A 25,869-nucleotide genomic window follows, 5' to 3' on the forward strand; every position below is an offset into this window, starting at 1 on the left:
TCCCGCGTCACCGCGCCGTCCGTGAGCCTGCGCGGGTGGATCTTGTGCGCTGTCCCCCGCCGCGTGCGCGCGCCGGAGTGGGACACCCGCGTTAATGTCGCCGATGAGGCGAGGCAGCAACGCCCGTGGGGGGATTCTTCGCAGTAGCGAGAGAGGACGCCAGGACATGGGACACGGCGGGAATGTCATCCAGGAGCTGACGGCCGACCACCGCGAGGTCGACCAGATGTTCGCAGAGATCGAAGCCCAGCGCGTCGGAGACCCGCGCCGACGGGAGCTGGCGGACGAGCTGACCAAGGAACTCGTGCGGCACTCCGTCGCGGAGGAGGAGTACCTCTACCCCGCGGTGCGGCGCTACGTCGACGACGGAGACGACCTGGCGGACGAGGAGGTCTCCGACCATGCCGAGATCGAGCGCATGCTGAAGGAGCTCGAGGACTGCCAGTCCGACGATCCCCGTTTCGACACGCTGATCACACAGCTGAAGTCGGCGGTCACCTCGCACGTCGCCGACGAGGAGAAGCGGCTCTTCCCCCTGCTCGCCGAGTCGTGCAACGCGGATCTGCTGATGGAACTCGGCGACAAGGTCCGCCGCGCCAAGGAGTCCGCCCCGACGCGCCCGCACCCCTCTGCTCCGTCCACGCCGCCGGCCAACAAGCTCCTGGCCCCCGGCATGGGCATGGTGGACCGGGTCCGTGACCTCCTCACGGGCCGCGCCCAGGGCTGACCGGCGAGGACGCACCTTCGACCACCGGGCCGGGCCGAACGATTTCGGCCCGGCCCGGTGGTGTGCGCGCGGGTCGCCCGGCCGTCGTCAGACCTGGACGCCGGGGACGCCGTCCTCGACGACGGCCGTCGCACGGGTGGTGATCGGTGCGCCGGGCCGGGTGACGTACGGCAGGACGCGGAAGTCGCTCGTCCACCGCTTGCGGTCGACGCGTACGCGCACATAGCCGCGCTGTCCGTTGAAGAACTTCATGTGCGGGTTGGCGGCGAGGAAGCGCGTGCCCTCGGCCGTCATGTCGGCGCCGTCGCCGCCGCTGGTGATCGACGTACCCACGAACTCGGCTGCCACAGTGGCGGATTCGGGGTCCGCATAGTCGCGTTTGAGGTCCCACGCGTAGTTCTGGTGGCGATCGCCGGTGATGACGACGAGATTGCGCACCCCGCGGTTGTCCGCCTCGGCCAGCAGCCGGTTGCGTTCGGCGACGTAGCCGTCCCAGGGGTCCATCCAGACGGTGGTGCCGGGGCCGGCGTCGTGGTCGGTCTGGCCCATGGGTGCCTGGTTGCCCAGTACGTGCCAGCGGGCGGCGGACCGGCTGAAGCCGTTCAGCACCCAGGTGCGCTGCTCGGTGCCCAGCAGGCTCCGGTCGGGAGCGAAGCGGTCGGCGCAGTCGGCGGAGATACCGTCGCCGCACGGCTGGTCGTCCCGGTACTGCCGGGTGTCCAGCATGGTGAAGTCGGCGAGCCGCCCGTAGGAGAGTCTGCGGTACATCTGGACGTCGGGGCCCTTGGGCAGCTGCGTGTGCCGCAGCGGCGCGTGCTCGTACAGTGCCTGGAACGCGGCTGCCCTGCGCTGTACGAACGCTGTCGGGTCCTGGTCCTTCTCGGGTATCCCGTCGGCCCAGTTGTTCTCCACCTCGTGGTCGTCGAACGTCATGATCCACGGGAAGCGGGCGTGTGCCTGCTGCAGCGGGGCCTCCGACTTGTACAGGCCGTACTGGAGCCGGTAGCGGGCGAGGTCGACGGTCTCCGTGTGGAACTTGGGATCGGTGGCGACCCCGCGCTTGTTGGTCTTGACCCCGTACTCGTAGAGGTAGTCGCCCAGGTGCACCACCAGGTCGAGGTCCTCGTCCGCCATGTGCTCGTAGGCGGTGAAGTAGCCGTCCTGCCAGGCCTGGCAGGAGGCGAAGGCGAAGCTCAGGTCCTTCGGGGTCGTCCACGGCAACGGCGTGGTCCTCGTGCGGCCTACGGTCGAGATGTCGGTGCCCACGCGGAACCGGTAGTAGTACACACGGTTCGGACGGAGCCCGCGTATCTCGGGATGCACGGAGTGGGCCAGTTCGGGCGAGGCCACGACGCTGCCGCTGCGCACCACGCGCCGGAACCGCTCGTCGTCGGCCAACTCGTAGTGCACGCGGACCGGTTTGGCGGGCATGCCGCCCATGCCGTCCTCCGCGAGCGGGTCGGGGGCAAGGCGCGTCCACAGCACCACGCCGTCGGGCTGCGGATCGCCGGAGGCGACGCCGAGCGAGAACGGGTTGCCCTTCATGGCCGGGGCGGCGAAGGCGGAGCCGGAGCCCCACTCACCGGTGCCGAGCATCAGTGCGGCGGCACCTGCACCGCCGAAGCCGAGCAGCTGCCGCCGGGATACGGGACGAGCGCCCACAGGGTCCTCCTTGGCTGTTCGGTGTGAACCGCCAGAAGTCTTTTGTGGGTTGGTGTCACGCGACCGCCCGCGATGTGGCCGGTTCCCGAGAAGTACGTGAACACGACAGCCATCCCCGGCGGGACGCGGGCGCAGGACCCTGACGCCCGCCCGGCGTCAGCCCTTCCGGTCCGTGCCGCCCTGCTGTCCGACGAGGGCGCGCGTGAGTGCCATGAGGCGTTCACGAGCCTCGGCGTCGTAGGCCTGTTCGTGCGCACGGGTGTCGGAGAACTGGTCGAAGTAGCGTCCCGTGACGGACGTCAGCTCCGGATCGGTGAGCAGCCGTACGGTCGGTTCCACCCCTTCGTCGACGGTCGTGACGGGAACGAGGCCGTGGTCGCGGACTCCTTGGGTGTCCATCAGATGAGCCGGGTGGAGGGCGTTCACGGTGACGCCGGTGCCCGCGAGTTCGTGGGCCAGCTCGAACGTCGCCATGATCATCGCGAGCTTGCTGCGGCAGTAGGCGCTCAGCCCCTCGTAGCCCTTCTCCAGCATGACGTCGTCGAAGTCGATGCGCTCCTGCCCGATGGAGGCGACGTTGACGATGCGGGCGGGCGCCGAGGCGCCGAGCAGCGGGAGCAGTGCACGGTTGAGGGCGTACGGCGCGAGGTGGTTGACGGCGAAGCGCAGCTCGTGGCCCTGCGCGCTCAGTTCGCGTCGCAGCGGGTCGACGCCGCCACCGGCGACGGCGTTGTTCACCAGCCCGTCGAGCCGGGGCTCGGTCTCGAGGATCCGGGCGGCCATCGCCTGCACCTGGTCGAGGTCGGAGAGATCCGCGAGGTAGGTGCGCACCTCGATGTCGGGGCCCGCTGCCCGCACTTCGTCCGCGACCGCTCCGAGGCGTACGTGGTCGCGGCCGTGGAGGAGGAGGGTGCCGCCGCGGTGGGCGAGGTCGAGCGCGATCCCGCGGCCCAGGCCCTGCGTCGCGCCGGTGATCAAGGTAGTGGGTCGGTTCATGCCGCCCATCCTGGCGGGCACGGCATCGCGCGGGCAGTGTGTGCTGAGCCTGGTGTCACCACCACCAGCGTCGGCACGCTCCCGGCCATGTGCTCCGGTGCGCGCAACATCCCGTGGTCACGGGCTCGTCGTCTCAGCCGTGCAGAGGCCGGTCGTCCATGTGGGCTCCGTAGTAGTCGCTCTGGCGGGCCATGACGGTGCGCATGCCGGTCCCTCGCGGGAGCCCGTAGACGGTTCCGGGGAAGTCGAGATCCTGCTGCTTGTCCCACAGCTCGTCGTGCCGGTCCGGGGAGAACAGCTCGGCCGGATCACCGGCGGCGATCCACCCGATCGGGACGACCGTCCCCGGCGCCAGCCGGGAGTTGACGTGCAGCACGCTGTTGATCCGCAGCTCGGAGCGGGCTCCGGCCACCGCGCCGGGGAAGATCGACGCGCCTGTCGCCACGAAGACCTCGTCCTCGACGGTCGCACCGTTGACATGCGTGTGCGGACCGACGAGCACCGCGTCCCCCAGGACGGCCGGATGCCGCGCCCGGCCGCGGACCAGTGCATGCTCCATCACCACCACGTCCGCTCCCGTGCGTACTTCGCCGTCCTCCGCGGTGAGCACCGCGCCGTGCAGTACACGTGCCCGCTCCCCCAGGACCACGGCTCCGCACAGGACGGCCGAGGGAGCGACATAGGCGGACGGGGGGACCACGGGGCTCCTGCCCCGGTGTTCGATCAGCATGTCTCCGAGACTAGAGCGTGTCGAACCCTGGCCCGCCGGAGAGGTCCTGGCCGCGGCCGAGGCGTCAACCGGCCGGTGGCACGCCCGGGGCGCGGGAATGCATCACGGCGTCCGAGCGGGGCACTGGGAGCGGATGGGTGCCCTTCTCGCGCTGGCTTCGGCAGTCTGTTACGGCGTCGTCGACTTCGCCGGCGGTCTGCTGTCGCGCCGGGTCCACTTCGCTGTGGTCACCTTTCTCGGTCAGGCCGGCGGCCTGCTCCTCGCGCTGGTCGCCGCGCTCGTCATGCCCGCGGAATCGGTCCGGTCCGTGGACGTGCTGTGGGGCGCGCTGTCCGGTGCCGGCAGCGGGACGGCCATGCTGTTCCTCAACCGGGGTTTGAGCCGTGGGTCGATGAGCGTCGTCGTCCCGATGAGTGCCGTTACAGGTGTGGCTCTCTCCGTTCTGTGCGGGGTGTGGTTCCTGGGAGACCGGCCAACCGCCACCGCTTGGGCGGGCATCTGCCTCACCGTGCCGGCGCTGTGGCTGGTCGCCGGTGGCAGCAGGGGCGCGCGGGACGGCCGAGAGCCGACGCGAACAGGGCGCGGGGCGGCGGACGGTCTGATCGCCAGTCTGGGGGTGGCCCTGCAGTACATCGGGCTCGCCCAGGCGGACGCGGTCAGCGGCTTGTGGCCCGTGGCCGCCGGCCGCCTCGCCGCCGTCGCCCTCCTCGTACCGAACGCATGGCGACACGCTTCCGGTTTCCGCCAAGCAGCGCGGCTCCAGGCGCAGGCGCTCACGATCGGGGCGGGAGCAGCCCTCGGTCTGATCCTCTATCTCTGGGCGGCGCAGCAGCAGATGCTGGCCGTCGCCGTGGTTCTGGCATCTCTCTACCCGGCCATTCCCACGGTCCTCGGGTTTGCGGTGCTGAGCGAAAGGGTCACCCGGTGGCAGGTGACCGGCCTTGTGAGCGCCACGGGTGCGGTCGTCCTTCTCGCTCTGGGCTGACGGTCGCTCGGTACCGGGCCGTACGCCGCACGGTCCGACAGAACCGGTCGACCGGTCGACCGGTTCAAAGCCTGCGGTCATGGCTATAGGAACCTGTAGGCACCGGCGTTACCCTCCGGCGCATGATTTCCACGGTGGTCTGGGGTACCGGCAATGTCGGACGCGCGGCCATCCGTGCGGTGGAGGCCCATCCCTCACTGATCCTCGCGGCGGTCGTCGTCCACAACCCCGACAAGGTCGGCCGCGACGCGGGTGATCTCGCCGGTCTCGGCTGCGGCCTGGGGGTCGCGGCGACCGACGACGTCGAGGCGGTGCTCGCCGCCGGGCCGCGGGCGGTGGTGTACGCGGCCTCCGGCGACATCCGGCCCGACGAGGCGCTCGCCGACGTGGTCAGGGCGATCAGGGCCGGAGCCGTCGTCGTCACCCCTTCGATGTACGCCCTCTACGATCCCCGAGGAGCACCACCGGAGTTGCGGGACCCGGTGCTGGCCGCCGTCGCCGAGGGCGGCGGCTCACTGTTCGTCTCCGGCGTCGACCCCGGTTGGGGCAACGACGTACTTCCGCTGCTGATCAGCGGGCTCGGTACGACCGTCGACACGATTCGCTGCCAGGAGATGTTCGACTACTCCACCTACGACCAGCCCGACTCGGTCCGGTATCTGGTCGGGATGGGCCAGCCGATGGACTACGAGCCGCTGATGCTCGCGCCGTCCGTGCCGACCATGGTGTGGGGCGGGCAGGTCCGGCTGATGGCGAGAGCGCTCGGCGTCGAACTCGACGAGATCAGGGAGACCTTGCAGCGTCGCCCGCTGGATGCCACGGTGCGGACCAGGACGATGGGCGAGTTCAAGGCGGGCACCCAGGGCGCGGTGCGCTTCGAGGTGCAGGGGATCGTCGAGGGCGAACCCCGGATCGTCGTCGAGCACATCACCCGCATCCACCCCTCCTGCGCACCCGACTGGCCCGCGCCGCCCGACGGCAGCGGGGCACACCGGGTGATCATCGAGGGCCGCCCGCGCATCGAGGTCACGGTCGAGGCCACCGACGAGGGCGAGAACCGCTCGGCGGGCGGGAACGCCACCGCGGTGGGCCGGCTGGTGAACGCGATCGACTGGCTCGTGGACGCGGAACCGGGCCTCTATGACGCGCTCGACGTCCCATTGCGCCCCGCAGTCGGCAAGCTGGGAAGGAGACGACGATGAACATCGACATCCCCGAGGGCAGGAACGCGATCGAGTACGTGTGGGGCGAGATGGTCCCCGGCATCGGGACCGCCGCCGCGGACTTCTCACTGGCGGTCTACGCCCACACCACTCTCGGCCTCCGGGAGTTCGAGGCCGCGCGGCTGCGGATCGCCCAGATCAACGGCTGCGCCTTCTGCCTCGACTGGCGGACCGAACGCGACGGCGAGAAGGTCGAGGACGACTTCGCGGATGCCGTGACCCGGTGGCGCACCACTCCCGCATTCGACGACCGCACCCGGTTGGCCGCCGAGTACGCCGAGCGGTACGCCCTGGATCACCACGGCTTCGACGACGCGTTCTGGAGGCGGATGACGGCACACTACAGCCAGGTCGAGATCGTGGAGCTGAGCATGAGTATCGGATCGTGGCTGGCGTTCGGCCGGCTCAACCATGTGCTGGGCCTCGACACCGTGTGCACGCTGCCCGGTCACTGAGGTGATCGGGACGGCTCGGTCGCGCCGGCCGGACACCACCGTCACAGGTCGGTGGCGATGATCTTCTCGATGTTCCGTTCGGCGAGTGCCGTGATGGTGACGAACGGATTGACGCTGGCGTTGCCGGGAATCAGCGAGCCGTCGATGACGTACAGGCCCGGGTGGCCCAGGAGACGGCCGTAGTTGTCGGTGGCCTTGTTCAGCACCGCGCCACCGAGCGGGTGGTAGGTGAGATGGTCACCCCAGATCTTGTGCATGCCGAAGAGGTCGGTCCGGTAGATGGTCCCCTCTTTCGCGTTGATCCGGTCGAAGATGCTCCGTGCGGCGTCGATGGACGGCTGCTTCCAGGGGGCCTGCCAGTTCAGGTCGACCTTTCCGGCGGCTGCGTTCCAGGTGAATGCGGCGCGGTGCGGGTTCTTGGTGATGGACAGGTAGAACGAGGCGTACGTCTCGATCCCGGTGGGCAGTGGTGCGACCTCGGCGAACGCACCGCCGGCCTGCCAGTTGTCGATGCCGGCGGTGGGCATGGACGCCTGGAGCTTGCCGGTCGCGTCCCACATGTGGTTGGCGCGGCCGCACATCACGTTGCCGTTGTCGCCCCAGCCCTTGCCGATCTCACCGTTGAGGCCGGGCAGTACGCCGGTGGCCTTCAGCTTGGTCAGCAGTTTGGACGTGCCGACGCTGCCGGCCGCGAAGAACACCCTGTCCGCGGTCACGGCCTTCGTGGCGGTGGTGTCTCCGCGGGTGTCGATCTGTTCGATGACGACCGTGTAGCGGCCGCCGGCCGCGGGGGCCACCGAGGTGACCTTGTGCAGCGGCGAGACAAAGACGCGGCCCGTCGCTGCGGCCTGGGCGAGGTAGGTCTTGGGCAGCGACTTCTTGCCGTGGTTGTTGCCGAACAGGACTTCGCCCACCAGCGCCGACTTCGGGACGGCTCCGGCCGCTTCCTGCTGCATGTAGTCCCAGTCGTACACGTTGGGCACGAAGACGAAGGGGAAACCCGAGCGCTCGGCGTGCTTCCGGCCGACCCGGGCGTACCGGTAGCAGTCCGCCGCCTCCCACCAGCCCTGGTCGACATGGCGGACCCCGAGGCCGGCGTTGGCGCGCGGGTAGTAGACGCCGTACATCTCGTCGGCGTTCACCGACGGGAGGACGGCTCCGAAGTTCTCCCGTCTCGGGGTCACGGCCATGCCCCCGTTGACCAGGGAGCCGCCGCCGACACCGCGGCCCTGGTAGACCGTGATGCCGCCGAATTCCTCGGCGTCCAGGATTCCGGTGTAGCGGGGCACGTCCTTGTCGAGCGGGAAGCCGAGGAAGTGGCTGAGGGGCTGCTTGGTCCTGGTGCGAAGCCAGAAGGACCGGTGGTCCGGACTCGTGGTGTTGGCGAAGACCTTGCCGTCCGGGCCGGGGGTGTCCCAGGACATCCCCATCTCGGCCATGTGTACGTCGACGCCCGCCATGGCCAGGCGTAAGGCGGCGACGGAGCCGCCGTATCCGGTGCCGATGACCAGGACCGGTACATGCGCCCCGTCGGCGATCGGGGCTGTGGACGCAGAGGACTTCGTCCGGGCCGCGGAGGCGCGACCGGCGAGGATCACGGCCCCGTAAAGAGAACTGGTTCCAGCGATGAATGCGCGGCGCGACAACCCTCTGGAACACGGGTCGTGCACGGTGGGAGGTGTCATGTGATGTCCCTCACTTTTGAGTGAACGGCAACACGTTCTACTGCTGCGCATGCATGAAGTCACGACATACCGGTAAGTAACTTCTGTCCGATCATGCACCTTTGACGGTTGTGCGCGACGCGCGACCGCCGGGTCGCCCTCTCCCACGAAAGGGCGACCCGGCGGTTCGGCTCGGTGCGCTTCGTCGAGTCCCCGGCGGCGCAGGCGTCGGCACGGCTACTCGAACCGCGCGGTGTCCCCCGCCCCTCGGCGCACGATCTCGAGTTCGCCACCGGAGAAGTCGATGACCGTCGTCGGTTCCGTCCCGCAGTCGCCGGAGTCGATCACGGCGTCCACGACATGATCGAGTCGTTCCTTGATCTCCCAGCCCTGTGTCAGCGGCTCCTCCTCGTCGGGCAGGAGCAAGGTGCTGGAGAGCAGCGGCTCACCCAGGTCGGCGAGGAGAGCCTGCACGACCGCGTGGTCGGGGATGCGGACGCCGACCGTCTTCTTCTTGGGGTGCAGCAACTGCCGCGGCACTTCCTTCGTCGCCGGCAGGATGAAGGTGTAACTGCCGGGCGTGGCCGCCTTGATCGCGCGGAAGACGTCGTTGTCGATGTGCACGAACTGGCCCAGCTGCGCGAAGTTCTGGCACACCAGGGTGAAGTGGTGCCGGTCGTCGAGATTGCGGATCGACCGGATCCGGCTGATGCCGTCACGGCTGCCGAGCTGGCATCCCAACGCGTAACACGAGTCGGTGGGGTACGCGACGAGCGCGCCGGACCTGATGCTGTCAGCCACAGTGCTGATGGTGCGCCGCTGAGGATTCTCGGGGTGCACGTCGAAGTACTTCGCCATCCGCCGAGTGTAGGGGCCGGTCACGGACCATCCGCCGCTCGGTAGTCGCAGGCGCGCCGGTGCACCGGAAGCACCGGCCCCACCCCACGACGTCACCGCGGCACGCAGCGAGGGTCAGGAAGCCGCCCGGCAGGACGAATTCGCCGAGGAGTTCGGTCAGTCCTTGCGGGAGGCCACCAGTTCGCTCACGTAGCGGACGCTGCCGCAATCGGCGTCCAGATACTTCGCACGCGCCTCGAGGAACGCCTTGCCCAGGTCCTGCCGACGGTCGTCCTTGACGTTCTCGCGTGCGTCGTTGAGCAGCGTCCGCTCCTCCTCGTCCGCGTGGTGGTTGACGGCGGTGACAAGCTCTTCGAGCTTCTCCTCCCACTCCTCGCTCGTGGTGTCCTCCACCTGGAGCAGCGCGAGCAGCGCTTCGTTGGCTTCCTCGTGCTCGTGCACGCCGTGCTCGACGTCGTCCTCGTCCACGTTCTTGTAGCGCTGCAGAGCGGGGTAGACCTCGTCCTCCTCGGCCGAGGCATGGGCGATGAGCAGCCCGGCGAACTCGCCGAGGGCGGCCGCGCGATCGGCTTCCACGTTGCGCATCGTGCGGAAGAGCTCCTCCATCCTGCGGTGGTCCTGCAGGATCAGCTCGACTACATCGTTGGTGACCGCCGGCATGCCGGCTCCTCTCTGTCGCTGCGTGGTCCGATGGCGTGCGGATACCCAGGCTTCCGCACGTCAGACATACCGGGGCCGACGCGGCGGACGAGGCCGGCAGCGCTATGTGGTCATTGCAGGATCTTTTCCTTCGCCCGCCGGAACTCCTCGTCGGAGATGTCGCCTCTGGCCTTCATCTCCGAGAGCTTCGCGAGTTCCTCCACCCCGCTCCTTCCGCCCGCACCTGCGGCGGTTTCGCGGATGTAGCTGTCGAGCGCCTGCTTCTGGGTCCGGGCCTGATCCTGCTCGCGCTTGCCCATACCCCTGCCCCTGGCGATGAGGTAGACGAAGACGCCGAGGAAGGGGAGGACGATGACGAAGAGCAGCCATGCTGCCTTGGCCCATCCGTTCAGGTCGTCGTCGCGAAAGACGTCGACAATGATCCGGAAGAGCAGAAAGAACCACAGGACCCACAGGAAGAGCAACATCATGGTCCAGAAGGCACCCAGAAGCGGATAGTCGTAGGCCAGGTTCACGTAGCCGTTCACTGCTCTCTCCTGTTCAGTCTTCGAGCGGGCACCGGGGCGGGCCCGAAGCGGCACACCCGGTGCTTGCGCGTCGCGGCCCTGATGGCCATGGACGCGGCACCCGCTTCCTGCCTGCTCGGCATCGGCGCCGCTCCTCCTCGGGCGGGCTGTCCGTGACGTCACGGCGAAGCCCGCGGCGAGCAGTGGATCACCCGAATTGGGTGGTGAAGCCGAAAAGCGCGCCCGGGCGGAACGTGTCCGCGGACCACGCCACCCGCATGACCGGCTGATGGGAGGGTCGGCGTCTCCAGGGTCACGTAGTGAGTCGTTGATCGCCACCCGGGGCCGGGCAGCGGGCGTTCACACCAGGCTTCGCGGGCCGCGGGCGGCTTCGCTCGTGAGCTGCCGGTTCACCGGGACAGGTTTCACCCGTACGTCCCCGCTGACGTGCCGTCGGTTGACGGCACAGGAAGCCTAAGATCCGTCACTGGCGTTGATCGTCGCCTCCCCTGCCCGAAGTGCGGGGGAGTTTCCTGACCGGAGGGGACGGAATGTCGCACAGCTTCGGCAGGACCCGCTGGAAGCGCTTCGTCGTGGTCCTGGGCGCCGGCGTCACAGCCGCCGCGGCTCTCGGTATCGGCATGGCGCAAGGAGCACTGGCTGCGTCGTTCTTCATCTCCGGCCAGAAGTTCCAGGTCGGTGCGGACACGATGCGCGTCCGTGGTCTGAGCATCTACGGCATGGTCGACGTGACCAAGAAGGGCACGCTCGTACCGGTCGCGGTCACGGGCATGCGGTCGGCGAGGATCAGCGGGCTGTGCCAGTCCGTGGTGGTTCCGGTCCCGGTGCTGGGCCCGTACACACTGAGGCTCACCGGCGGAGACCGGGAGACGACCGAGGCGAAGAACTTGTTCATCGACACGACGGACCTGTCGGTCGGGCAGGCGAATCTCGACGACATCGACATCGGAGTGGCGGCGGGTGCGGTCCGTAAGGGGCCGATCAACCCGGAGGACAGGGACTCGCGGTTCTTCGACCCGAACGGTGTCGCGCAGCAGGCGGTTTCGGCGGTCCTGACCGACGTGGAGGCGACCGCGGTCGCGGTGTCTGCCGGCACGATGAATGTCCCCGACCTCCGCCTGCGGCTCAAGCAAGGCAGTCACGAGTGCTTCTGAACTCTCGGCGCACAGCACGCCCCACGCCCGTTCCTCCTGCCCGTGGGGATGTGTTCGATCTCCACGTCGGACGCCGGGGCGTGCGTGCCGCCGCCGCGGACGTCCGGCGAGGATTCCGCGGGTGGAGGCGCGGACGGCCTTTCTGGGCGGGGCTGTTCACCCTCGCGGCCGGCCTGCCCATCATCTACTTCCCCTACGTACACCTGACCGTGGCCGGCATCCCGCTGGCGCTGTCCACCACCGCCGGCGCCGGTGCGCTGATCATCGGGGTTCTGCTCATGGTCCTGGGCATCACCCTCTGGTTCCAGCAGCAGGTGCGCGTGTTCGCCGGGATCGCGACCCTGCTGCTCGTCCTCGTCTCGTTTCCCGTCGCGAACTTCGGGGGCCTGTTTCTGGGACTGATCTGGGGGCTGGTCGGCGGCTCACTGGCGTGTGCCTGGGCCCCGCCGACGGCCGATGCCGAGCCGCCGAACCGCGGCTCCGCGGCCGTCCCGGCAGGGGAAGGCTCAAGTGGAACGTGAGGCCCTGGGCCGGATGCCGCGCCCCGCCACCCCGTCCGCCCCGTCCGCCCCGTCCGCCCCCGGGCCGGAGATCCGTGTGAGCCGCCGGTCGCCGCGGTTGCGCACCAGGATGCCGGCGTTGGCAGCTCTGCCTGCGGCCCTGTTGCTGGGAGCACCGGCAACCGGCGGCGCGCTGCTCGACCTCGGCGCCGCCCGCGAGACGACTCGCGCCCATGCCCCGGCCGACCGTCCCGGGAACGTCCCCTGGGTGATGCGTGCCGACAGACTCGTTCTGCGCGGCGGCGCCTTCCATGGGGTGGTCACCGTTCGGACCGCGGCCGGGCCTTCACGGGCTCTGAAGTTCACCGCCCGGTCGATGGACATCACCGACCTCGACCTGTCGGCGAGCCGCGCGGGCGTGACGGTGCGGCTGCGGGCCAGGTCCGGGACCACGTCCACGAGCAAGGGCAACGACGTGGTGACGCTGTACACCGGGAAGCTGTCCGGCACGGTCGCCGGTCTGGGCGGCGCGCCGCTCCCGGCGGACCGCAGGATCACGGTGACTCCCGACGCCCTGCCGTCATGGCTCTCCCTCACCGGCGCTCCCACCCGCACGCTGACGTTCGAGAACGTGACCATGTCGCAGGTGGCCCGGCTCGGGGGCGAGCTGTCCGTCACAGGATCGGTTCTGTCCGCCGCGAACCGGTGACCGGCAGAGGCCGGTGTGCGGGTGGCCGGCCCAGGAATGTCACCGGGGCCGGCCCGTGCACATGGTTCGAAACAGGTGTCAGCCGATCTCGATGAGCAGATCTCCCGCCTCGACCTGCTGGATCTTTCCGATCGCCAGCCGCGCGACCGTGCCTGCGGACTGCGCGGTGATGGAGGCCTCCATCTTCATCGCCTCGATGGTGGCCACCGTCTGACCTGCCGACACCGAAGCGCCCTCCTCCACCTGGAGCGTCACGACGCCGGCGAAGGGCGCCGGAACATGGCGGTCGTTGCCGCGCTCGGCCTTCTCCGCAGCCTTGACCTCCGTGGCGACGGACTTGTCCCGCACGGACACCGGACGCATCTGGCCGTTGAGCGTGGCCAGCACCGTACGGAAGCCCCGCTCGTCGGCCTCGGAGATCGCCTCCAGCTCGATCAGGAGCGTGACACCGGGCTCCAGTGTGACCGTGTGCTCCACGTCCGGCTCCAAGCCGTAGAAGAAGTCCGGCGTGGGCAGCACGGAGGTGTCGCCGTATGCCTCGCGGTGGGCGTCGAACTCCTTCGTCGGGCCCGGGAACAGCAAGCGGTTCAGCGTCGCCCGCCGGTCCCCTGCCAGCCCTTGGCGGTCCTCTTCCGACAGGGTCGGGGTCTCGGCATGCGCGGGGCGGCCCTGGAGCGCACGCGTACGGAACGGCTCGGGCCAACCGCCGGGCGGGTCGCCCAGCTCGCCGCGCAGGAATCCGATCACCGAGTCCGGCACGTCGAACTTGCCGGGGTCGGCCTCGAAGTCGGCCGCCTCGACACCTGCTCCGACCAGATGCAGCGCGAGGTCTCCCACCACCTTCGACGACGGGGTCACCTTGACCAGCCGGCCCAGCATCCGGTCGGCGGCGGCGTAGCAGTCCTCGATCAGCTCGAAGCGGTCGCCGAGGCCGAGCGCGATGGCCTGCTGACGCAGGTTCGACAGCTGTCCGCCGGGGATCTCGTGGTGGTACACGCGTCCGGTGGGCGAGGCGAGCCCCGACTCGAAGGGTGCGTAGACCTTTCGCATCGCCTCCCAGTACGGCTCGAGTGCACCGACCGCGTCCAGCGAGAGCCCGGTTGCACGCTCGGTGTGGTCGGTGGCCGCCACGAGCGCCGACAGGGACGGCTGGCTTGTGGTGCCCGCCATCGAGGCGACGGCGGCGTCGACGGCGTCGACGCCCGCGTCGATCGCGGCGATCAGCGTGGCGAGCTGACCGCCCGCCGTGTCGTGGGTGTGCAGATGCACGGGGAGGTCGAAGCGCTCGCGCAGGGCGGTCACCAGCGTGCGGGCGGCGGGTGGGCGCAGCAGGCCCGCCATGTCCTTGATGGCCAGCACGTGCGCGCCGGCGTCGACGATCTGTTCGGCGAGGCGCAGGTAGTAGTCCAGCGTGTACAGCTCTTCGGCCGGGTCCGACAGGTCCGCGGTGTAGCACAGCGCGACCTCGGCGAGCGCGGTGCCGGTGGACCGTACGGCGTCGATGGCGGGACGCATCTGCGAGACGTCGTTGAGCGCGTCGAAGATCCTGAAGATGTCCATGCCGGTCGCCGCCGCCTCGGCGACGAAGGCGTCGGTCACCTCGACCGGGTAGGGCGTGTAGCCGACGGTGTTGCGCCCGCGCAGCAGCATCTGTGTACAGATGTTCGGCACCGCCTCCCGCAGAGCCGCGAGCCGCTCCCAGGGGTCCTCGGCGAGGAAGCGCAGGGCCACGTCGTACGTCGCGCCGCCCCAGCACTCCAGGCTCAGCAATTCCGGTGCCGTGCGGGCCACATGCGGGGCAACCGCCAGCAGGTCGCGTGTCCTCACCCGAGTGGCGAGCAGGGACTGGTGAGCGTCACGGAAGGTCGTGTCCGTCACCGCGACGGCCCGCTGCGCGCGCAGCTCCGCCGCGAACGCCTCCGGCCCGAGCGCCGCGAGGCGCTGGCGGGAGCCTTCGGCGGGCGCGGCGCCCAGTTCGATCGGAGGGAGCTTGGCGGCCGGCTCGATGACCTGGGGACGCGGGCCGTGGGGACGGTTGACGGTCGTCTCGGCGAGATAGGTGAGCATGCGGCTGCCACGGTCGGCCGAGGGGCGCGCCCGGAGCAGCTCCGGGTGATCGGCGATGAAACTCGTCGTGACACGGCCCTCCCGGAAGCCGGGGTGGTCGAGCACGGCGCCGAGGAAGGGCAGGTTGGTGGCGACTCCGCGGATACGGAACTCGGCGATCGCACGCCGTGCGCGGCGGGCGGCGTTGGCGAAGTCATGGCCGTGGCAGGTCAGCTTGACCAGCATCGAGTCGAAGTGGGCGGACACTTCGGCGCCGGTGTGGACGGTGCCGCCGTCGAGCCGTACGCCGGGGCCGCCCGGGGAACGGTACGCGGAAATGGTGCCGGTGTCGGGACGGAAGCCGTTGGCGGGATCCTCTGTGGTGATACGGCACTGCAGGGCCGTGCCGTTGAGGACGATGTCGTCCTGCGTCAGGTTCAGTTCCGGAAGCGTCCTTCCCGCGGCGATCCGCAGCTGCCCGATCACGAGGTCACGTCCGGTGACCTGCTCGGTGACCGTGTGCTCGACCTGGATGCGGGGGTTCATCTCGATGAAGACATGGTTGCCGCGCTCGTCGACGAGGAACTCCACCGTGCCGGCGTTGACGTACCCGATGTGCCTGGCGAACGCGACGGCGTCGGCGCAGATGCGCTCGCGCAGTTCCGGGTCGAGATTCGGGGCGGGCGCGATCTCAACGACCTTCTGGTGGCGCCGCTGCACCGAACAGTCCCGCTCGTAGAGGTGGACGACGTTCCCCTCGGCGTCGGCGAGGATCTGCACTTCGATGTGGCGCGGGTTGACGACGGCCTGCTCCAGGAACACGGTGGCGTCCCCGAACGCCGACTCCGCCTCACGCATCGCCGCGTCGATCGCCTCCCGCAAGTCGGCGGGCTCGGCCACGTGCCGCATTCCGCGGCCGCCGCCACCGGCGACGGCCTTGACGAACACCGGGAATCCGATGGAGTCGGCCACGCCGACCAGCGTGTCCACGTCCGTGGACGGCTCGGACGACTTCAGTACGGGGACCCCGGCCTCACGGGCCGCCGCCACCGCGCGGGACTTGTTGCCGGTGAGGTTCAGTACGGAAGCGGGCGGCCCGACGAAGGTGATCCCGGCCTCGGCGCACGCGGCGGCGAGGTCGGGGTTCTCCGACAGGAAGCCGTATCCGGGGTACACGGCGTCCGCACCGGCCTTGCGCGCGGCCTTGATCACCTCGTCGACCGAGAGGTAGGCACGCACCGGATGGCCCTTTTCACCGATCTGGTAGGCCTCGTCCGCCTTGGCCCGGTGGAGCGAATTGCGGTCCTCGTACGGGTACACGGCCACGGTGGAGATACCGAGTTCGAACGCTGCGCGGAAGGCGCGGATCGCGATCTCGCCCCGGTTGGCGACCAAAACCTTGCGGAACATCAATCTCCCCTGTCGTGTTGCGGGCGCGCGGCCTCTTGCGGGCACGCGGCCTCAAGGTGGTGATGTCACTCCGGCTGCCGTGACCCGGCAGCCGCTGTTCCCGTGGACGGTACCGATCAGTAGGGGTGGAGTCGATCTCCCACGGGCGGGAGCTACGTCACGTCCGGCGGGGCCGACGTCGGCGCACGGGACGAAGCCGGGTGGCGCCGGAGCAGGGAGCACAGCACGAATGCGGGATGCGCTGTCATGAACCGCGCGGATCGGGAAACCCGGAGCGCACGAACCCTCAAGGTGGTGAAGGTTGATGAGGCAAACGCATCGGGACACGACGGACGAACCGGTCGGCGCGCTGGTCTCCCAGGCGTCGCAGCAGATCTCGCAGCTGATCCGCGAGGAGATGCAGCTCGCACGGGCGGAAATGACACAGAAGGGCAAACGCTTCGGCAGGGGCGGCGGCCTGTTCGGCGGTGCCGGCCTGGTCGCGGTCCTCGGGCTGCAGGCGCTGGTCGCCACAGCGATCATCGCACTGGCCCTCGTACTGCCGTGGTGGGCAGCCGCGCTGATCATCAGCGCCGTCCTGTTCCTGATCGCCGCGATCCTGGCCGCCGCGGGGAAGAAGAACATCCGCGAGGCCAGCCCGCCGAAACCCGAGAGGGCGATCGACGGCCTGCACAGGGACGTACAGGAGATCAAGGAAAGGGTCCATCGATGAGCAGCCACTCCTCCCCGAACGGCGACAGGCCCCATGCGGCCCCGCCGGGCCCCGACGAGCTGCGCGCCCAGGTAGAGGACACCCGTGAGCAGCTGGGCCGGACCGTGGAAGCACTCGCCGCGAAGGCGGACGTGAAGGCGCGCGCGCAGCAGACGGCTGCCGAGGTGAAGGACCAGGCCGCGGCCAAGGCCGCGCACGCCAAGGAGCACATCGCCGCGTCCGTCTCGACGGTCGGCGACAAGCTCCGGGACAAGGCGCCGCAGCCCGTGCAGGACAAGGCGCACCACGCGGCCCGGACGGCCCGCGGGAACCCTGGCCCGCTGCTTGCCGCCGGGGCTGCGACGGCGGCGATCCTGCTGCTGGTGGTGCTGGCACGGCGCAGGAGGCGCCGGTGAAGGCGTCGAAGATCGCGTACAAGCCGATCGGCCTTGCCCTCGGCGCGTCCGGCGGCGCACTGGCGGGAGCGGCGTTCGGCCAGGTGTGGAAGCGTCTCGGGCACGACGAGGAGGCCCCGGACGCCACCGACGAGGACCGCAGCTGGGGTGAGGTCCTACTCGCCGCCGCTTTGCAGGGCGCGATCTTCGCGCTCGTCAAGGCCACTGTGGACCGTGGCGGCGCCACCGCCATCAGGCGCCTCACCGGCACCTGGCCCGGCTGAGGGAACGCTCGGCGTTGGCCATGGCTGGCGTACCAGCACATGGCACCCGTACGTGAACCGGGAAGGGTGCGGAGAGGTTTCCCGGGGATGAAGCCGGACACCCGCCCCACATGGCACACCTTCCGAAACTGGGGCATCGTGATCGGTCGGTCTCCTCCGAGCGGCATCACCGCCCGGAGGAGACCGGCCCGCGGCCCGCCGAAGGGGCGGACAACCGTCCCGGCCCGGACCCCGACACGGAGCGCGCCGCCCCCGACAACCTGACTGCCATGCCGAAGAAGTCGTGGGGGCAGGTGCTGCGCCGGACCGGCAAGGAGTTCAAGGACGACGAGCTCACCGACCGCGCGGCAGCCCTCACCTACTACGGCATCCTGTCCTTGTTCCCGGCGCTGCTGGTACTGGTGGCCCTCCTGGGAATCGCCGGGGAGAGCACCACCCAGAAGGTGCTGGAGAACCTCCAGCAGTTCGCGCCGGGGCCGGCGCGCGATGTGCTGACCAACGCCGTGACGCAACTGCAGGGCAGCGGCGGCACGGGTTCCGTCCTGGCGATCGTCGGTCTGCTCCTGGCGATCTGGTCGGCCTCCGGGTACGTGGCCGCGTTCATGCGCACATCGAACGCCGTCTACGACCTGCCCGAAGGACGACCGGCGTGGAAAGTGCTCCCGGTGCGGCTCGGAGTGACGGTGGCGCTGCTGGTCATGGCTTGTGCCAGCGGGCTGATCGTCGTCCTTTCCGGCGGGATCGCCGAGCGGATCGGCTCCGCCCTCGGTGTCGGCGACACCGCGATGACCGTGTGGTCGATCGCGAAGTGGCCCGTGCTCGTCTTCCTCGTGGTCCTCATGATCGCGCTGCTGTACTGGGCCGCGCCGAACGCGAAGGGCCGCGGGTTCAAATGGGTCACCCCCGGCAGCTTCCTCGCCGTTGTCATCTGGCTGATCGCTTCCGCCGGTTTCGCCTTCTACGTGGCGAACTTCGGCTCGTACAACAAGACCTACGGCACCCTCGCCGGCGTGATCATCTTCCTGGTGTGGCTGTGGATCACGAACCTCGCGATCCTCCTCGGCCTCGAGTTCGACGCCGAACTCAGCCGGGAGCGCGCCATCGTCGGTGGGCATCCGCACGACCAGGAGCCCTACGTCGAACCGCGCGACACCCGCAAGTGGACCGACGAGGACCGCCGCCACCTCGAATGACACGCCGCGTCACCTTCCGGGCCCTGAGCATCGAAGCCGCGGAGCTTCAGCTCATGAAACTGCGTGCCCGCTTCCGGCACATCGAGCGGCTCCTGTCACGACATGCGCCGCGCCTCGGCAGAAGACGACACGGAGGTAAGTGACTGGTCTCAACACCCCCTGCCGCCCTTGCCGGGTCGCCCACGAGCCGTGCGCTCTCCTACGAGTACTGCGCGATCCAGCGTCGGTAGGCGGCGATTTCCCGGTTCGTCAGCGTCAGGCGTCCGGGGCCGGACCGGTCCGCGGGGAGTTCCGTGGCCTGGAGCACCGCACGGTACGTGTCGCCCGGAAGGTGCAGCAGCAGCCGGCCCTGCTCGACCGTGCTGATGGCCATCCACGAGTCCCCGCTGTGCTCGTCGGTTTCGTCGGTCGGCTCGACGGTGGAGACAGCGGTCACGGTCAGCACCGCCGGGATGGGCACCGGCGTGGGGATGGAGCTGTCGTTCATGGAGTCCTGATTACCAGGCCGCGCCGGTACACCCGGCAGGCGCGCCGGGGTTGCCCGGGCCCCGGCCCGGGTGCGGGCAGGCGCGAGGATTCACCGGCGACATGTGTGCGGGTCGAGCCCGTTGCGCTCGGTGAAGCTGCCACAGTGGCCGATGCTGGAGACCGAGCCGCTCGACGGGTCTCGCCGCGGGCCGTGTGCCGGAGAGGTGGTTGCTGTGACGTCGGATTACCCCGGTGGATCTCCGACGGGCGGTGCCCGGACCCCCGAGGAAGACGAGGAGCAGTCCTGGGGTCAGCGGTGGCAGGCGCTCACGGTCTGTCTCATCGCCGGGTTCATGACCTTGCTGGACGTGTCGATCGTCAACGTCGCGCTCCCGTCGATCCGCGAGGGCCTCGATGCACCGGAGCCGGTCCTGCAGTGGGTCCTGTCGGGGTACGCCCTGGCGTTCGGGCTCCTGCTGATCCCCGGCGGCCGTCTGGGTGACGCGTGGGGGCGGCGCACGGTGTTCATGCTGGGCCTCGCCCTGTTCACCGTCGCCTCCGCGGCCTGCGGGGCCGCCCAGTCCGGCACGTGGCTCGTCGTCGCCCGCGTACTGCAGGGTTTCGCGGGAGGTCTGCTCTCACCTCAGATCTCGGCGCTGATCCAGCAGATGTTCGCCGGCTCGGAGCGCGGGCGGGCCTTCGGCATGTTCGGCACGGTCGTGGCCATCTCCACGGCCGTCGGACCGCTGATCGGCGGGTTCCTCATCCATCTCGCCGGTGCGCAGGACGGCTGGCGCTGGGTGTTCTACGTGAATCTGCCGATCGGGGCGGTCTGCCTCGTGCTCGCCAGACGTTTCCTGCCGGACACACCTTCCGCGGCCCGCCTCACCTTGCGGCGGCTCGATCCCCTCGGCGTGCTGCTGCTGGGCTGCGGGGTGCTGGCGCTGCTCCTTCCGCTCGCCCAGGCGGAGCAGTGGCACGGTCCGGAGAAGTGGCTGCTCGTCGTCCTCGCGTTGATCCTGCTCGCATACTTCGTGGGGTGGGAGCGGTACTGGCAGAGGCGCGGGGAGGAACCCGTGCTCGATCTCTCCCTGTTCCGGGTGCGCAGTTACTGGCTGGGGTGCCTGCTCGTCCTCTTCTACTTCGCGGGATTCACCTCCATCTTCTTCGTCAGCACGCTGTACCTGCAGAGCGGCTTGCACTTCAGTGCGCTGATGGCCGGTGCGGCGATCACCCCGTTCGCGGCCGGCGCGGGGCTCTCCTCGCACGTCGGAGGCAGGCTGGTGAGCCGGTTCGGCAGGCCTCTGATCACCGTCGGTCTGACCATGGTCGCCGTGGGGCTCGCGGGGACCGCGGTCGCCGTCCGTCTGGTTCCCGGGCCGGGGGTGGCGTGGGCCATGGCTGCCCCGCTGCTGCTGGCCGGGCTGGGCAGCGGTTTGGTGATCTCGCCGAACCAGACGCTGACGCTGAACCGGGTGCCGGTGGGGTCCGCGGGCAGCGCGGCCGGCACCCTGCAGACCGGGCAGCGGGTCGGCTCCGCCGTCGGAATCTCCGCCGTGGGGTCCGTCTTCTTCTCCCAGCTCGGCCGGGGCGACTGGGCGCGGGCCTACGACGCGGGGCTGTTCGTATCAGTCGCATTTGTCGCCGTCGCCCTGCTCATCTCACTGACCGATGTCATCGGCAGCCGCCGGCGCCGCCATGCGTCGTCGGCCGGCACGTCCGGCGTCGCCGGGCTGACGTGGCGCTGGGGCAGACAGGGCTGACGGGGCCCGAAGGCCATCCGTGCGCGAAGTCCGGGACCGGGACCTCAACTGCCGCTAAGAAATCGCCCGTGGCCTGCGGGTCCGTAACAGCCGCGGGTCCCGGCCCGTCACTGCACGGGGTGCGGTGCCGACGCGCGGAGCATAAGGAATCCACCAGGGCGAGGAGCTGGGTCTGCCGGAGGTCGAGGGCCTGCCAGAGGAGGTGCTGCGGGATCCGACGTGGGAGCGGTCGGAGCACACGGACCGCGGGCGCGACGGCTGCCGTGTGCCCATCCCGTGGTCCGGGCAGCGCGCGCGGTTCGGCTCCAGTCCGCCGGTCGTCACGGGTGAGCCGTGGCTGCCGCAGCCCACGGAATGGAAGGCCCTGAGCGTCGAGGCGCAGACCGGCGACGAGACGTCCATGCTCGAGCTGTACCGCCGCGCCCTGCACCTGCGCCGGGAGCACCCGGCACCCGGCGACGGCACCTTGCATGGCTCGACGCACCGGCGGGAGCCTCGCCTTCACCCGCGAACCCTGCTTCGTCTGCGTGGTCAACCTGTCGCCCGAGCCGTATCGACTGCCCCGGAACGAATCGGTGCTGCCGGCCGACGGACCGGTCAGGGACGGTCTGCCGGCACCGGACCACGCGGTCCGGCTCGCACTGCGGCAGGTCTGACCGCGCTCCTGCTGACGGGCCGCCCCGGCCATCGCCCGCCGAGCGGCGGTGGCGGGGGCGGCGGCCGGTCACACCACGGGGCGGGGCGGCAGCGTGAGCGATGAGCTGTGTCACACCGCCTTCACGGGGCGTCCGTCGCTCTGGTAGACGTGGCTGGATCCGTCGTGCAGCACCGTCTTCCGAAAGCACCGCCATGGACCAGGGCCCCACACCCGACCACCTGAACTTCACCATCGACCTCACTCTCGAGGAGGCCCGCCGACGGGCCGAGGTGGTGGCTGCTCTGGGGCCCGACTGGGACCCCGTGGCGGCACTCCGCTCGGAGGAGGCGGCCCATGCGCTCCTCTACTCGGGCCTGGACGCGGAGCAGGAGCAGGTGTACCGCAGGCTCGTGGCTGCGGGCGTGCTGGCGGCACGGGAGCCGGGCGATGCGGCTTCCGATTGATCCGCAGGCGGACCGCGCCCGGCGGGCGTGGGTCGCCTGCCCCGGATGCGACGACGCGCGCGGCTGTGTGACCTGCTCGGAGCGGCGCAACTGCTCCGAGCACTGGCGCTATCTCATAGCGAACGAGGGCGCCCTGGTCCACCTGCAGTGCCCGGGCTGCGCGCACACCTGGACGTGGGACACCCGTCGTGACAGGAGCCGCCGGACCGCCTGAGCGTGATCCACCCGCCGGCCACCACGGCAACCGCGCTCCGCCCCTCCCCCCCGTGCTGCTCAGCCCTGTTTCGCGAGCGAAAAGCACAAGACAGCCCCCATGACCACATCGGGGTTATTCGTGATAGATAAGATCTGTGCCGCATCGGGAGAAACGGAGCATTGCGGGTCCCCGCAAGGAGCCCTCCCTTGAACACTCGCTGCTGGCGTCGATCGTCACCGATCCTGGGCACCTCCCCGAACTCCTCGCCGACTTCGCCGTCCGCCACATCGGTCCGTCCGTGCCCGACGCAATCACCGGGCTTCGGCGGGATCACCCCGACGCCACCGAGGCGGAGCTCCGAGCCCGGGTGCTCGCTCGCGGCCGGCGGGCCGTCGTATCGGAGGGAGCCTTCGTGGGCGGCCCGTTCCTCGTGCTCGTTCCCGTCGCGTTCTGTGCGGCGCTGCTCCGCCAGGCGCGTACGGTCCTGGAGCTGGCCGCCCTCGACGGCCGCGACCCCACGGCGAGCGCCCGCGCCGGCGAACTCCTCGTCCTCCAGGGCGTGTACGAGGACACCCGGCAGGCCCAGGACGCGCTCGCCCGGACAGGACGCCCAGCCGGCACATTCGCCCGCCGGAAGAAGTGGGTGGCCCTGTGGGGCGTCACCCTGCGCATGGCCCATCTCCTCGGCGTGCTCACGCCAGGCGACGAAAGCAAGGACGCGGACCGGCGCGTACGGCGGGTCGCCGTCCAGGCCCGGCGGTGGCTGGTCCTCGGCGTGGTCTTCCTGGTCGGGCTGATCGCCCCTCTCGTCTGGCTCCCGTACATGGCGGTGATCTACCAGCGCGCCGACGCCCGCCTGGCAGGCCGTGTCCTCGCCTACTACTTCGCCGACACGGCGCCCGCCCCGCGCCACCGGATCTCCCGCCTCGAACCGGAAGTGATGGCAGCCGCACTCCGCGCGCTCCTCTCCCTCCTCCTGCCGCTCGTCCTGATCGCCGTGACCTTTCTGACCAGCCTGCGCATCGCCGAAAGCCGCTGGCCAGTCATCGGCATCGCCCTGGCCACATCGTCCGCCGCGGTCGGCGCCCTCTGGTACCGGCGCCGCCACCGGCGCCTCGGGCGGTCCTCCGGCAGTTGACGGACGACCTCCGCGATGTCCAGGTCATGATTCGGTGCGCCCCGCTGGGGAGCAGGCCGCGGAACTCCCGGGACTTTGCCGCCTCGGCTTCCTCCCGTGCGGCGCGGGAGTACTCCTCCGCGGCCCTCTCTCAGCAGATCCGCGGCAGCTGTTCGCCGAGGGGCAGATCGACGACTCGTGTGCCGCCGAGGCCGGTCCGGGCGACCACCATCCCGTGGTGCTCGTCGATTACCTCGCCGATCACGGTGGCCTCCGCGCCCAGCGGATGCGCGCGCATGGCCGCCAGGACCTCCTCGGCGTGCTGACGCGGGACGAAGGCGACCAGCTTGCCCTCGTTCGCCACGTACATCGGATCCAGGCCCAGCACTGCACACGCGTTGACGACGGGCTGCGGCACCGGCACCGCCCGTTCCCGGACGACGATCCCCGTACCGGACGCGACCGCGATCTCGTTGAGCGAGGCGGCCAGCCCCCCGCGTGTCGGGTCACGCAGGACGTGCAGGTCGGGCGTGACGGCGAGCATCGCGTCGACGAGGCCGCCGAGCGCCGCGCAGTCGCTCTCGATCTCGACGCCGAACTCGAGGCCCTCCCGAACGCTCATGATCGCCACACCGTGGACGCCGATGGCACCGCTGACGATCACGACGTCGCCGGGGACGACCCGCTGGGGGCGCAGATCCACCCCGGGCGGGATCAGACCGATGCCGGAGGTGTTGATGTAGATGCCGTCGCCGTGTCCGGCCTCCACGACCTTGGTGTCCCCCGTCACCACCTCGACGCCGGCGGCGCGGGCAGCCGCTCCGAGCATCTCGGCGACGCGGCCGACGACGTCGAGCCCGACGCCCTCCTCGAGAATGAAGCCGCAGGACAGGTAGGCGGCGCGGGCCCCGCTCATGGCGAGGTCGTTCACCGTCCCGTTGACGGCCAGGTCGCCGATGCTGCCGCCGGGGAAGAACAGGGGCCGCACCACGAAGGAGTCGGTGGAGAACGCCAGCCGGGCCCCACCGAGTTCCAGGGCGGCGGAGTCCGTCAGGGCGGAAAGCACCGGGCCGCCGAAGGCCGGTGCGAAGACCTGCTCGACGAGTTCGGCGGACATGACCCCGCCCCCGCCGTGACCCATCACGATCCGGGGCTGGTCCCTCAGCGGTACCGGACATGTCCACGAGAGCATGTCCGGCCCGATACGGTCACCGCACTCCGCCGAGGCGTTCGGGTCCGCGGGGCGGGGAGCGCTGGTGGTGTCAGACAACGGCGCTGCCCTCCAGGGACGGGGCTCCCGAGGCGGGTGCCTTCAGCTCGAGCCGCCGGTACAGGTAGTACGCGGCGCAGGCACCCTCGCTGGAGACCATCGTGGCTCCCAGCGGTGTGCGGGGCGTACAGGTCGTACCGAAGGCCTCGCACTCGTGAGGCTTCAGCAGCCCCTGCAGGACCTCCCCGCTGCGGCACTCGGCCGGCTCCCGGGTGTTGATGCCGTCAACCGAGAAGCGGTACTCGGCGTCGTAGTCGCGGTAGCGCTCGGACAGCCGCCAGCCGCTGTCGGGAATGACGCCGATACCGCGCCATGCCCGGTCCGTGACCTCGAAGACGTCGTCCAGCATGGCCCGGGCGGCCGGGTTGCCCTCGGCTCTGACGGCCCGCGGATAGGCGTTGTCCACCGTGTGTTCGCCGCGCTCCAGCTGCAGGACCGTGCGCCGCACCCCCTCGAGGATGTCCAGCGGCTCGAATCCGGTGACGACGATCGGCACTTGGAAACGCTCGGCGAGTTCCGGATACTCCGCCGTCCCCATCACGCTGCACACATGTCCGGCGGCGAGGAAGGCCTGCACCCGGCAATTCGGCGACTGCATGATCGCTTCGATCGCCGGAGGGACGCGCACGTGCGAGACCAGCAGGCTGAAGTTGCGGATTCCGAGCCTGCGCGCCTGATACACCGTCATCGCATTGGGCGGAGCGGTGGTTTCGAAGCCGATGCCGAAGAAGACGACCTCACGGTCCGGGTTCTGTTCGGCGATCCGCAGCGCGTCGAGCGGCGAGTAGACCACCCTGACGTCGCCACCCGCGCCACGCACCTGGAAGAGGTCACGTCCGGTGCCCGGCACGCGCAGCATGTCTCCGAAGGAGCAGAAGATCACCCCGGGACGTGAGGCGATCTCGAGCGCCTTGTCGATCACTTCGAGCGGTGTCACGCACACCGGGCAGCCCGGGCCGTGGATCAACTCCACCTCGTCCGGAAGCAGTTGGTCGATGCCGTGCCGGATGATGGTGTGGGTCTGGCCGCCGCAGACCTCCATCAGCGCCCATGGTCGGGTCACCGCGGCGCGGATCTCGTCGAGC

General features: G+C 70.0%; 27 protein-coding genes. 16 read left to right on the plus strand and 11 right to left on the minus strand.

The window, feature by feature from the left end:
• Positions 1–166: 166 nt before the first annotated feature.
• Entirely contained in the window at positions 167–727 is a 561-nt protein-coding gene (locus ABZ070_RS05705) for a hemerythrin domain-containing protein (RefSeq protein WP_356630274.1), read from the plus strand.
• 87 nt (positions 728–814) lie between these two features.
• On the opposite strand, the gene ABZ070_RS05710 is transcribed toward ABZ070_RS05705, so the two are convergent.
• From ABZ070_RS05710 to ABZ070_RS05720, 3 genes are all read right to left on the minus strand, one after another.
• Positions 815–2,389 carry an alkaline phosphatase D family protein gene (locus tag ABZ070_RS05710; RefSeq protein WP_356630276.1) on the minus strand — a complete coding sequence of 525 codons (1,575 nt, stop codon included), beginning with the start codon at positions 2,387–2,389 and terminating at the stop codon, positions 815–817.
• A 156-nt stretch (positions 2,390–2,545) separates the two neighbouring features.
• Positions 2,546–3,385, minus strand: coding sequence for an SDR family NAD(P)-dependent oxidoreductase (locus ABZ070_RS05715; protein ID WP_356630278.1), 840 nt, complete (start codon positions 3,383–3,385; stop codon positions 2,546–2,548).
• A 133-nt stretch (positions 3,386–3,518) separates the two neighbouring features.
• Entirely contained in the window at positions 3,519–4,115 is a 597-nt protein-coding gene (locus tag ABZ070_RS05720) for a gamma carbonic anhydrase family protein (protein ID WP_356630280.1), read from the minus strand.
• Between the two features lie 133 nt (positions 4,116–4,248).
• On the opposite strand from ABZ070_RS05720, the gene ABZ070_RS05725 reads away from it, so the two are divergent.
• The 3 genes from ABZ070_RS05725 (at position 4,249) to ABZ070_RS05735 (ending at position 6,778) form a co-directional block, all read left to right on the plus strand.
• Positions 4,249–5,100: an EamA family transporter gene (locus ABZ070_RS05725; RefSeq protein WP_356630282.1), complete on the plus strand. Its 852-nt coding sequence runs from the start codon at positions 4,249–4,251 to the stop codon at positions 5,098–5,100.
• Positions 5,101–5,222: 122 nt separating this feature from the next.
• Complete coding sequence (locus ABZ070_RS05730; protein ID WP_356630284.1) at positions 5,223–6,302, plus strand: dihydrodipicolinate reductase; 1,080 nt, start codon at positions 5,223–5,225, stop codon at positions 6,300–6,302.
• On the plus strand, positions 6,299–6,778 hold the full coding sequence (locus ABZ070_RS05735; RefSeq protein ID WP_356630286.1) for a carboxymuconolactone decarboxylase family protein: 480 nt from the start codon (positions 6,299–6,301) through the stop codon (positions 6,776–6,778). The genes ABZ070_RS05730 and ABZ070_RS05735 overlap by 4 nt, the downstream gene beginning before the upstream one ends.
• Before the next feature lie 41 nt (positions 6,779–6,819).
• Here ABZ070_RS05735 and ABZ070_RS05740 read toward each other — a convergent pair whose 3' ends face one another.
• From ABZ070_RS05740 to ABZ070_RS05755, 4 genes are all read right to left on the minus strand, one after another.
• Positions 6,820–8,463 (minus strand): GMC oxidoreductase, encoded by a 1,644-nt coding sequence (locus ABZ070_RS05740; RefSeq protein ID WP_356630288.1) that lies wholly within the window; start codon positions 8,461–8,463, stop codon positions 6,820–6,822.
• 216 nt (positions 8,464–8,679) lie between these two features.
• On the minus strand, positions 8,680–9,300 hold the full coding sequence (locus tag ABZ070_RS05745; RefSeq protein WP_356630290.1) for an L-threonylcarbamoyladenylate synthase: 621 nt from the start codon (positions 9,298–9,300) through the stop codon (positions 8,680–8,682).
• A 156-nt stretch (positions 9,301–9,456) separates the two neighbouring features.
• Complete coding sequence (locus ABZ070_RS05750) at positions 9,457–9,960, minus strand: hemerythrin domain-containing protein (protein WP_356630292.1); 504 nt, start codon at positions 9,958–9,960, stop codon at positions 9,457–9,459.
• A 110-nt stretch (positions 9,961–10,070) separates the two neighbouring features.
• Positions 10,071–10,487, minus strand: coding sequence for an SHOCT domain-containing protein (locus ABZ070_RS05755; RefSeq protein ID WP_356630294.1), 417 nt, complete (start codon positions 10,485–10,487; stop codon positions 10,071–10,073).
• Between the two features lie 530 nt (positions 10,488–11,017).
• On the opposite strand from ABZ070_RS05755, the gene ABZ070_RS05760 reads away from it, so the two are divergent.
• From ABZ070_RS05760 to ABZ070_RS05770, 3 genes are all read left to right on the plus strand, one after another.
• Positions 11,018–11,641 carry a DUF6230 family protein gene (locus ABZ070_RS05760; protein WP_356630296.1) on the plus strand — a complete coding sequence of 208 codons (624 nt, stop codon included), beginning with the start codon at positions 11,018–11,020 and terminating at the stop codon, positions 11,639–11,641.
• 50 nt (positions 11,642–11,691) lie between these two features.
• Positions 11,692–12,162 (plus strand): DUF6114 domain-containing protein, encoded by a 471-nt coding sequence (locus ABZ070_RS05765; protein ID WP_356630298.1) that lies wholly within the window; start codon positions 11,692–11,694, stop codon positions 12,160–12,162.
• A 118-nt stretch (positions 12,163–12,280) separates the two neighbouring features.
• Positions 12,281–12,850, plus strand: a complete 570-nt coding sequence (locus ABZ070_RS05770; RefSeq protein ID WP_356630300.1) for a hypothetical protein — start codon at positions 12,281–12,283, stop codon at positions 12,848–12,850.
• Positions 12,851–12,928: 78 nt separating this feature from the next.
• Here the strand turns inward: ABZ070_RS05770 and ABZ070_RS05775 are convergent, their stop codons facing one another.
• Complete coding sequence (locus ABZ070_RS05775) at positions 12,929–16,306, minus strand: pyruvate carboxylase (protein WP_356630302.1); 3,378 nt, start codon at positions 16,304–16,306, stop codon at positions 12,929–12,931.
• Between the two features lie 304 nt (positions 16,307–16,610).
• Between ABZ070_RS05775 and ABZ070_RS05780 the strand changes: the two genes are divergently transcribed.
• The 4 genes from ABZ070_RS05780 to ABZ070_RS05795 all read left to right on the plus strand — a co-directional run bounded on the left by ABZ070_RS05780 (position 16,611) and on the right by ABZ070_RS05795 (position 18,869).
• The gene (locus tag ABZ070_RS05780; RefSeq protein WP_356630304.1) at positions 16,611–17,018 is read left to right on the plus strand and encodes a phage holin family protein; all 408 of its coding nucleotides are present in this window, start codon (positions 16,611–16,613) and stop codon (positions 17,016–17,018) included.
• On the plus strand, positions 17,015–17,413 hold the full coding sequence (locus ABZ070_RS05785; RefSeq protein ID WP_356630306.1) for a DUF3618 domain-containing protein: 399 nt from the start codon (positions 17,015–17,017) through the stop codon (positions 17,411–17,413). The genes ABZ070_RS05780 and ABZ070_RS05785 overlap by 4 nt, the downstream gene beginning before the upstream one ends.
• A complete protein-coding gene (locus tag ABZ070_RS05790) occupies positions 17,410–17,676 on the plus strand; it encodes a DUF4235 domain-containing protein (RefSeq protein WP_356630308.1) in 267 nt (88 codons plus the stop codon). Before ABZ070_RS05785 ends, ABZ070_RS05790 begins: the two co-directional genes overlap by 4 nt.
• 110 nt (positions 17,677–17,786) lie before the next feature.
• Positions 17,787–18,869, plus strand: a complete 1,083-nt coding sequence (locus tag ABZ070_RS05795; protein WP_356630310.1) for a YihY/virulence factor BrkB family protein — start codon at positions 17,787–17,789, stop codon at positions 18,867–18,869.
• 199 nt (positions 18,870–19,068) lie between these two features.
• On the opposite strand, the gene ABZ070_RS05800 is transcribed toward ABZ070_RS05795, so the two are convergent.
• Complete coding sequence (locus ABZ070_RS05800; protein ID WP_356630312.1) at positions 19,069–19,356, minus strand: hypothetical protein; 288 nt, start codon at positions 19,354–19,356, stop codon at positions 19,069–19,071.
• Positions 19,357–19,507: 151 nt separating this feature from the next.
• On the opposite strand from ABZ070_RS05800, the gene ABZ070_RS05805 reads away from it, so the two are divergent.
• The 5 genes from ABZ070_RS05805 to ABZ070_RS05825 all read left to right on the plus strand — a co-directional run bounded on the left by ABZ070_RS05805 (position 19,508) and on the right by ABZ070_RS05825 (position 23,535).
• Positions 19,508–21,100 (plus strand): MFS transporter, encoded by a 1,593-nt coding sequence (locus ABZ070_RS05805; RefSeq protein ID WP_356630334.1) that lies wholly within the window; start codon positions 19,508–19,510, stop codon positions 21,098–21,100.
• Between the two features lie 470 nt (positions 21,101–21,570).
• Complete coding sequence (locus tag ABZ070_RS05810; RefSeq protein WP_356630314.1) at positions 21,571–21,756, plus strand: hypothetical protein; 186 nt, start codon at positions 21,571–21,573, stop codon at positions 21,754–21,756.
• A 193-nt stretch (positions 21,757–21,949) separates the two neighbouring features.
• Complete coding sequence (locus ABZ070_RS05815) at positions 21,950–22,201, plus strand: DUF6400 family protein (protein WP_356630316.1); 252 nt, start codon at positions 21,950–21,952, stop codon at positions 22,199–22,201.
• Positions 22,185–22,415: a hypothetical protein gene (locus ABZ070_RS05820; RefSeq protein ID WP_356630318.1), complete on the plus strand. Its 231-nt coding sequence runs from the start codon at positions 22,185–22,187 to the stop codon at positions 22,413–22,415. The genes ABZ070_RS05815 and ABZ070_RS05820 overlap by 17 nt, the downstream gene beginning before the upstream one ends.
• Before the next feature lie 136 nt (positions 22,416–22,551).
• Complete coding sequence (locus tag ABZ070_RS05825) at positions 22,552–23,535, plus strand: hypothetical protein (RefSeq protein WP_356630320.1); 984 nt, start codon at positions 22,552–22,554, stop codon at positions 23,533–23,535.
• 130 nt (positions 23,536–23,665) lie between these two features.
• On the opposite strand, the gene hypE is transcribed toward ABZ070_RS05825, so the two are convergent.
• Positions 23,666–24,706 (minus strand): hydrogenase expression/formation protein HypE, encoded by a 1,041-nt coding sequence (gene hypE / locus ABZ070_RS05830; RefSeq protein ID WP_356630336.1) that lies wholly within the window; start codon positions 24,704–24,706, stop codon positions 23,666–23,668.
• A gap of 70 nt (positions 24,707–24,776) precedes the next feature.
• Positions 24,777–25,869, minus strand: a 1,093-nt coding sequence (gene hypD / locus ABZ070_RS05835) for a hydrogenase formation protein HypD (RefSeq protein WP_356630322.1), incomplete at its 5' end; no start/stop codon positions are given.

This window comes from Streptomyces sp. NPDC006283 (assembly GCF_040613325.1).
GTDB lineage: Bacteria > Actinomycetota > Actinomycetes > Streptomycetales > Streptomycetaceae > Streptomyces.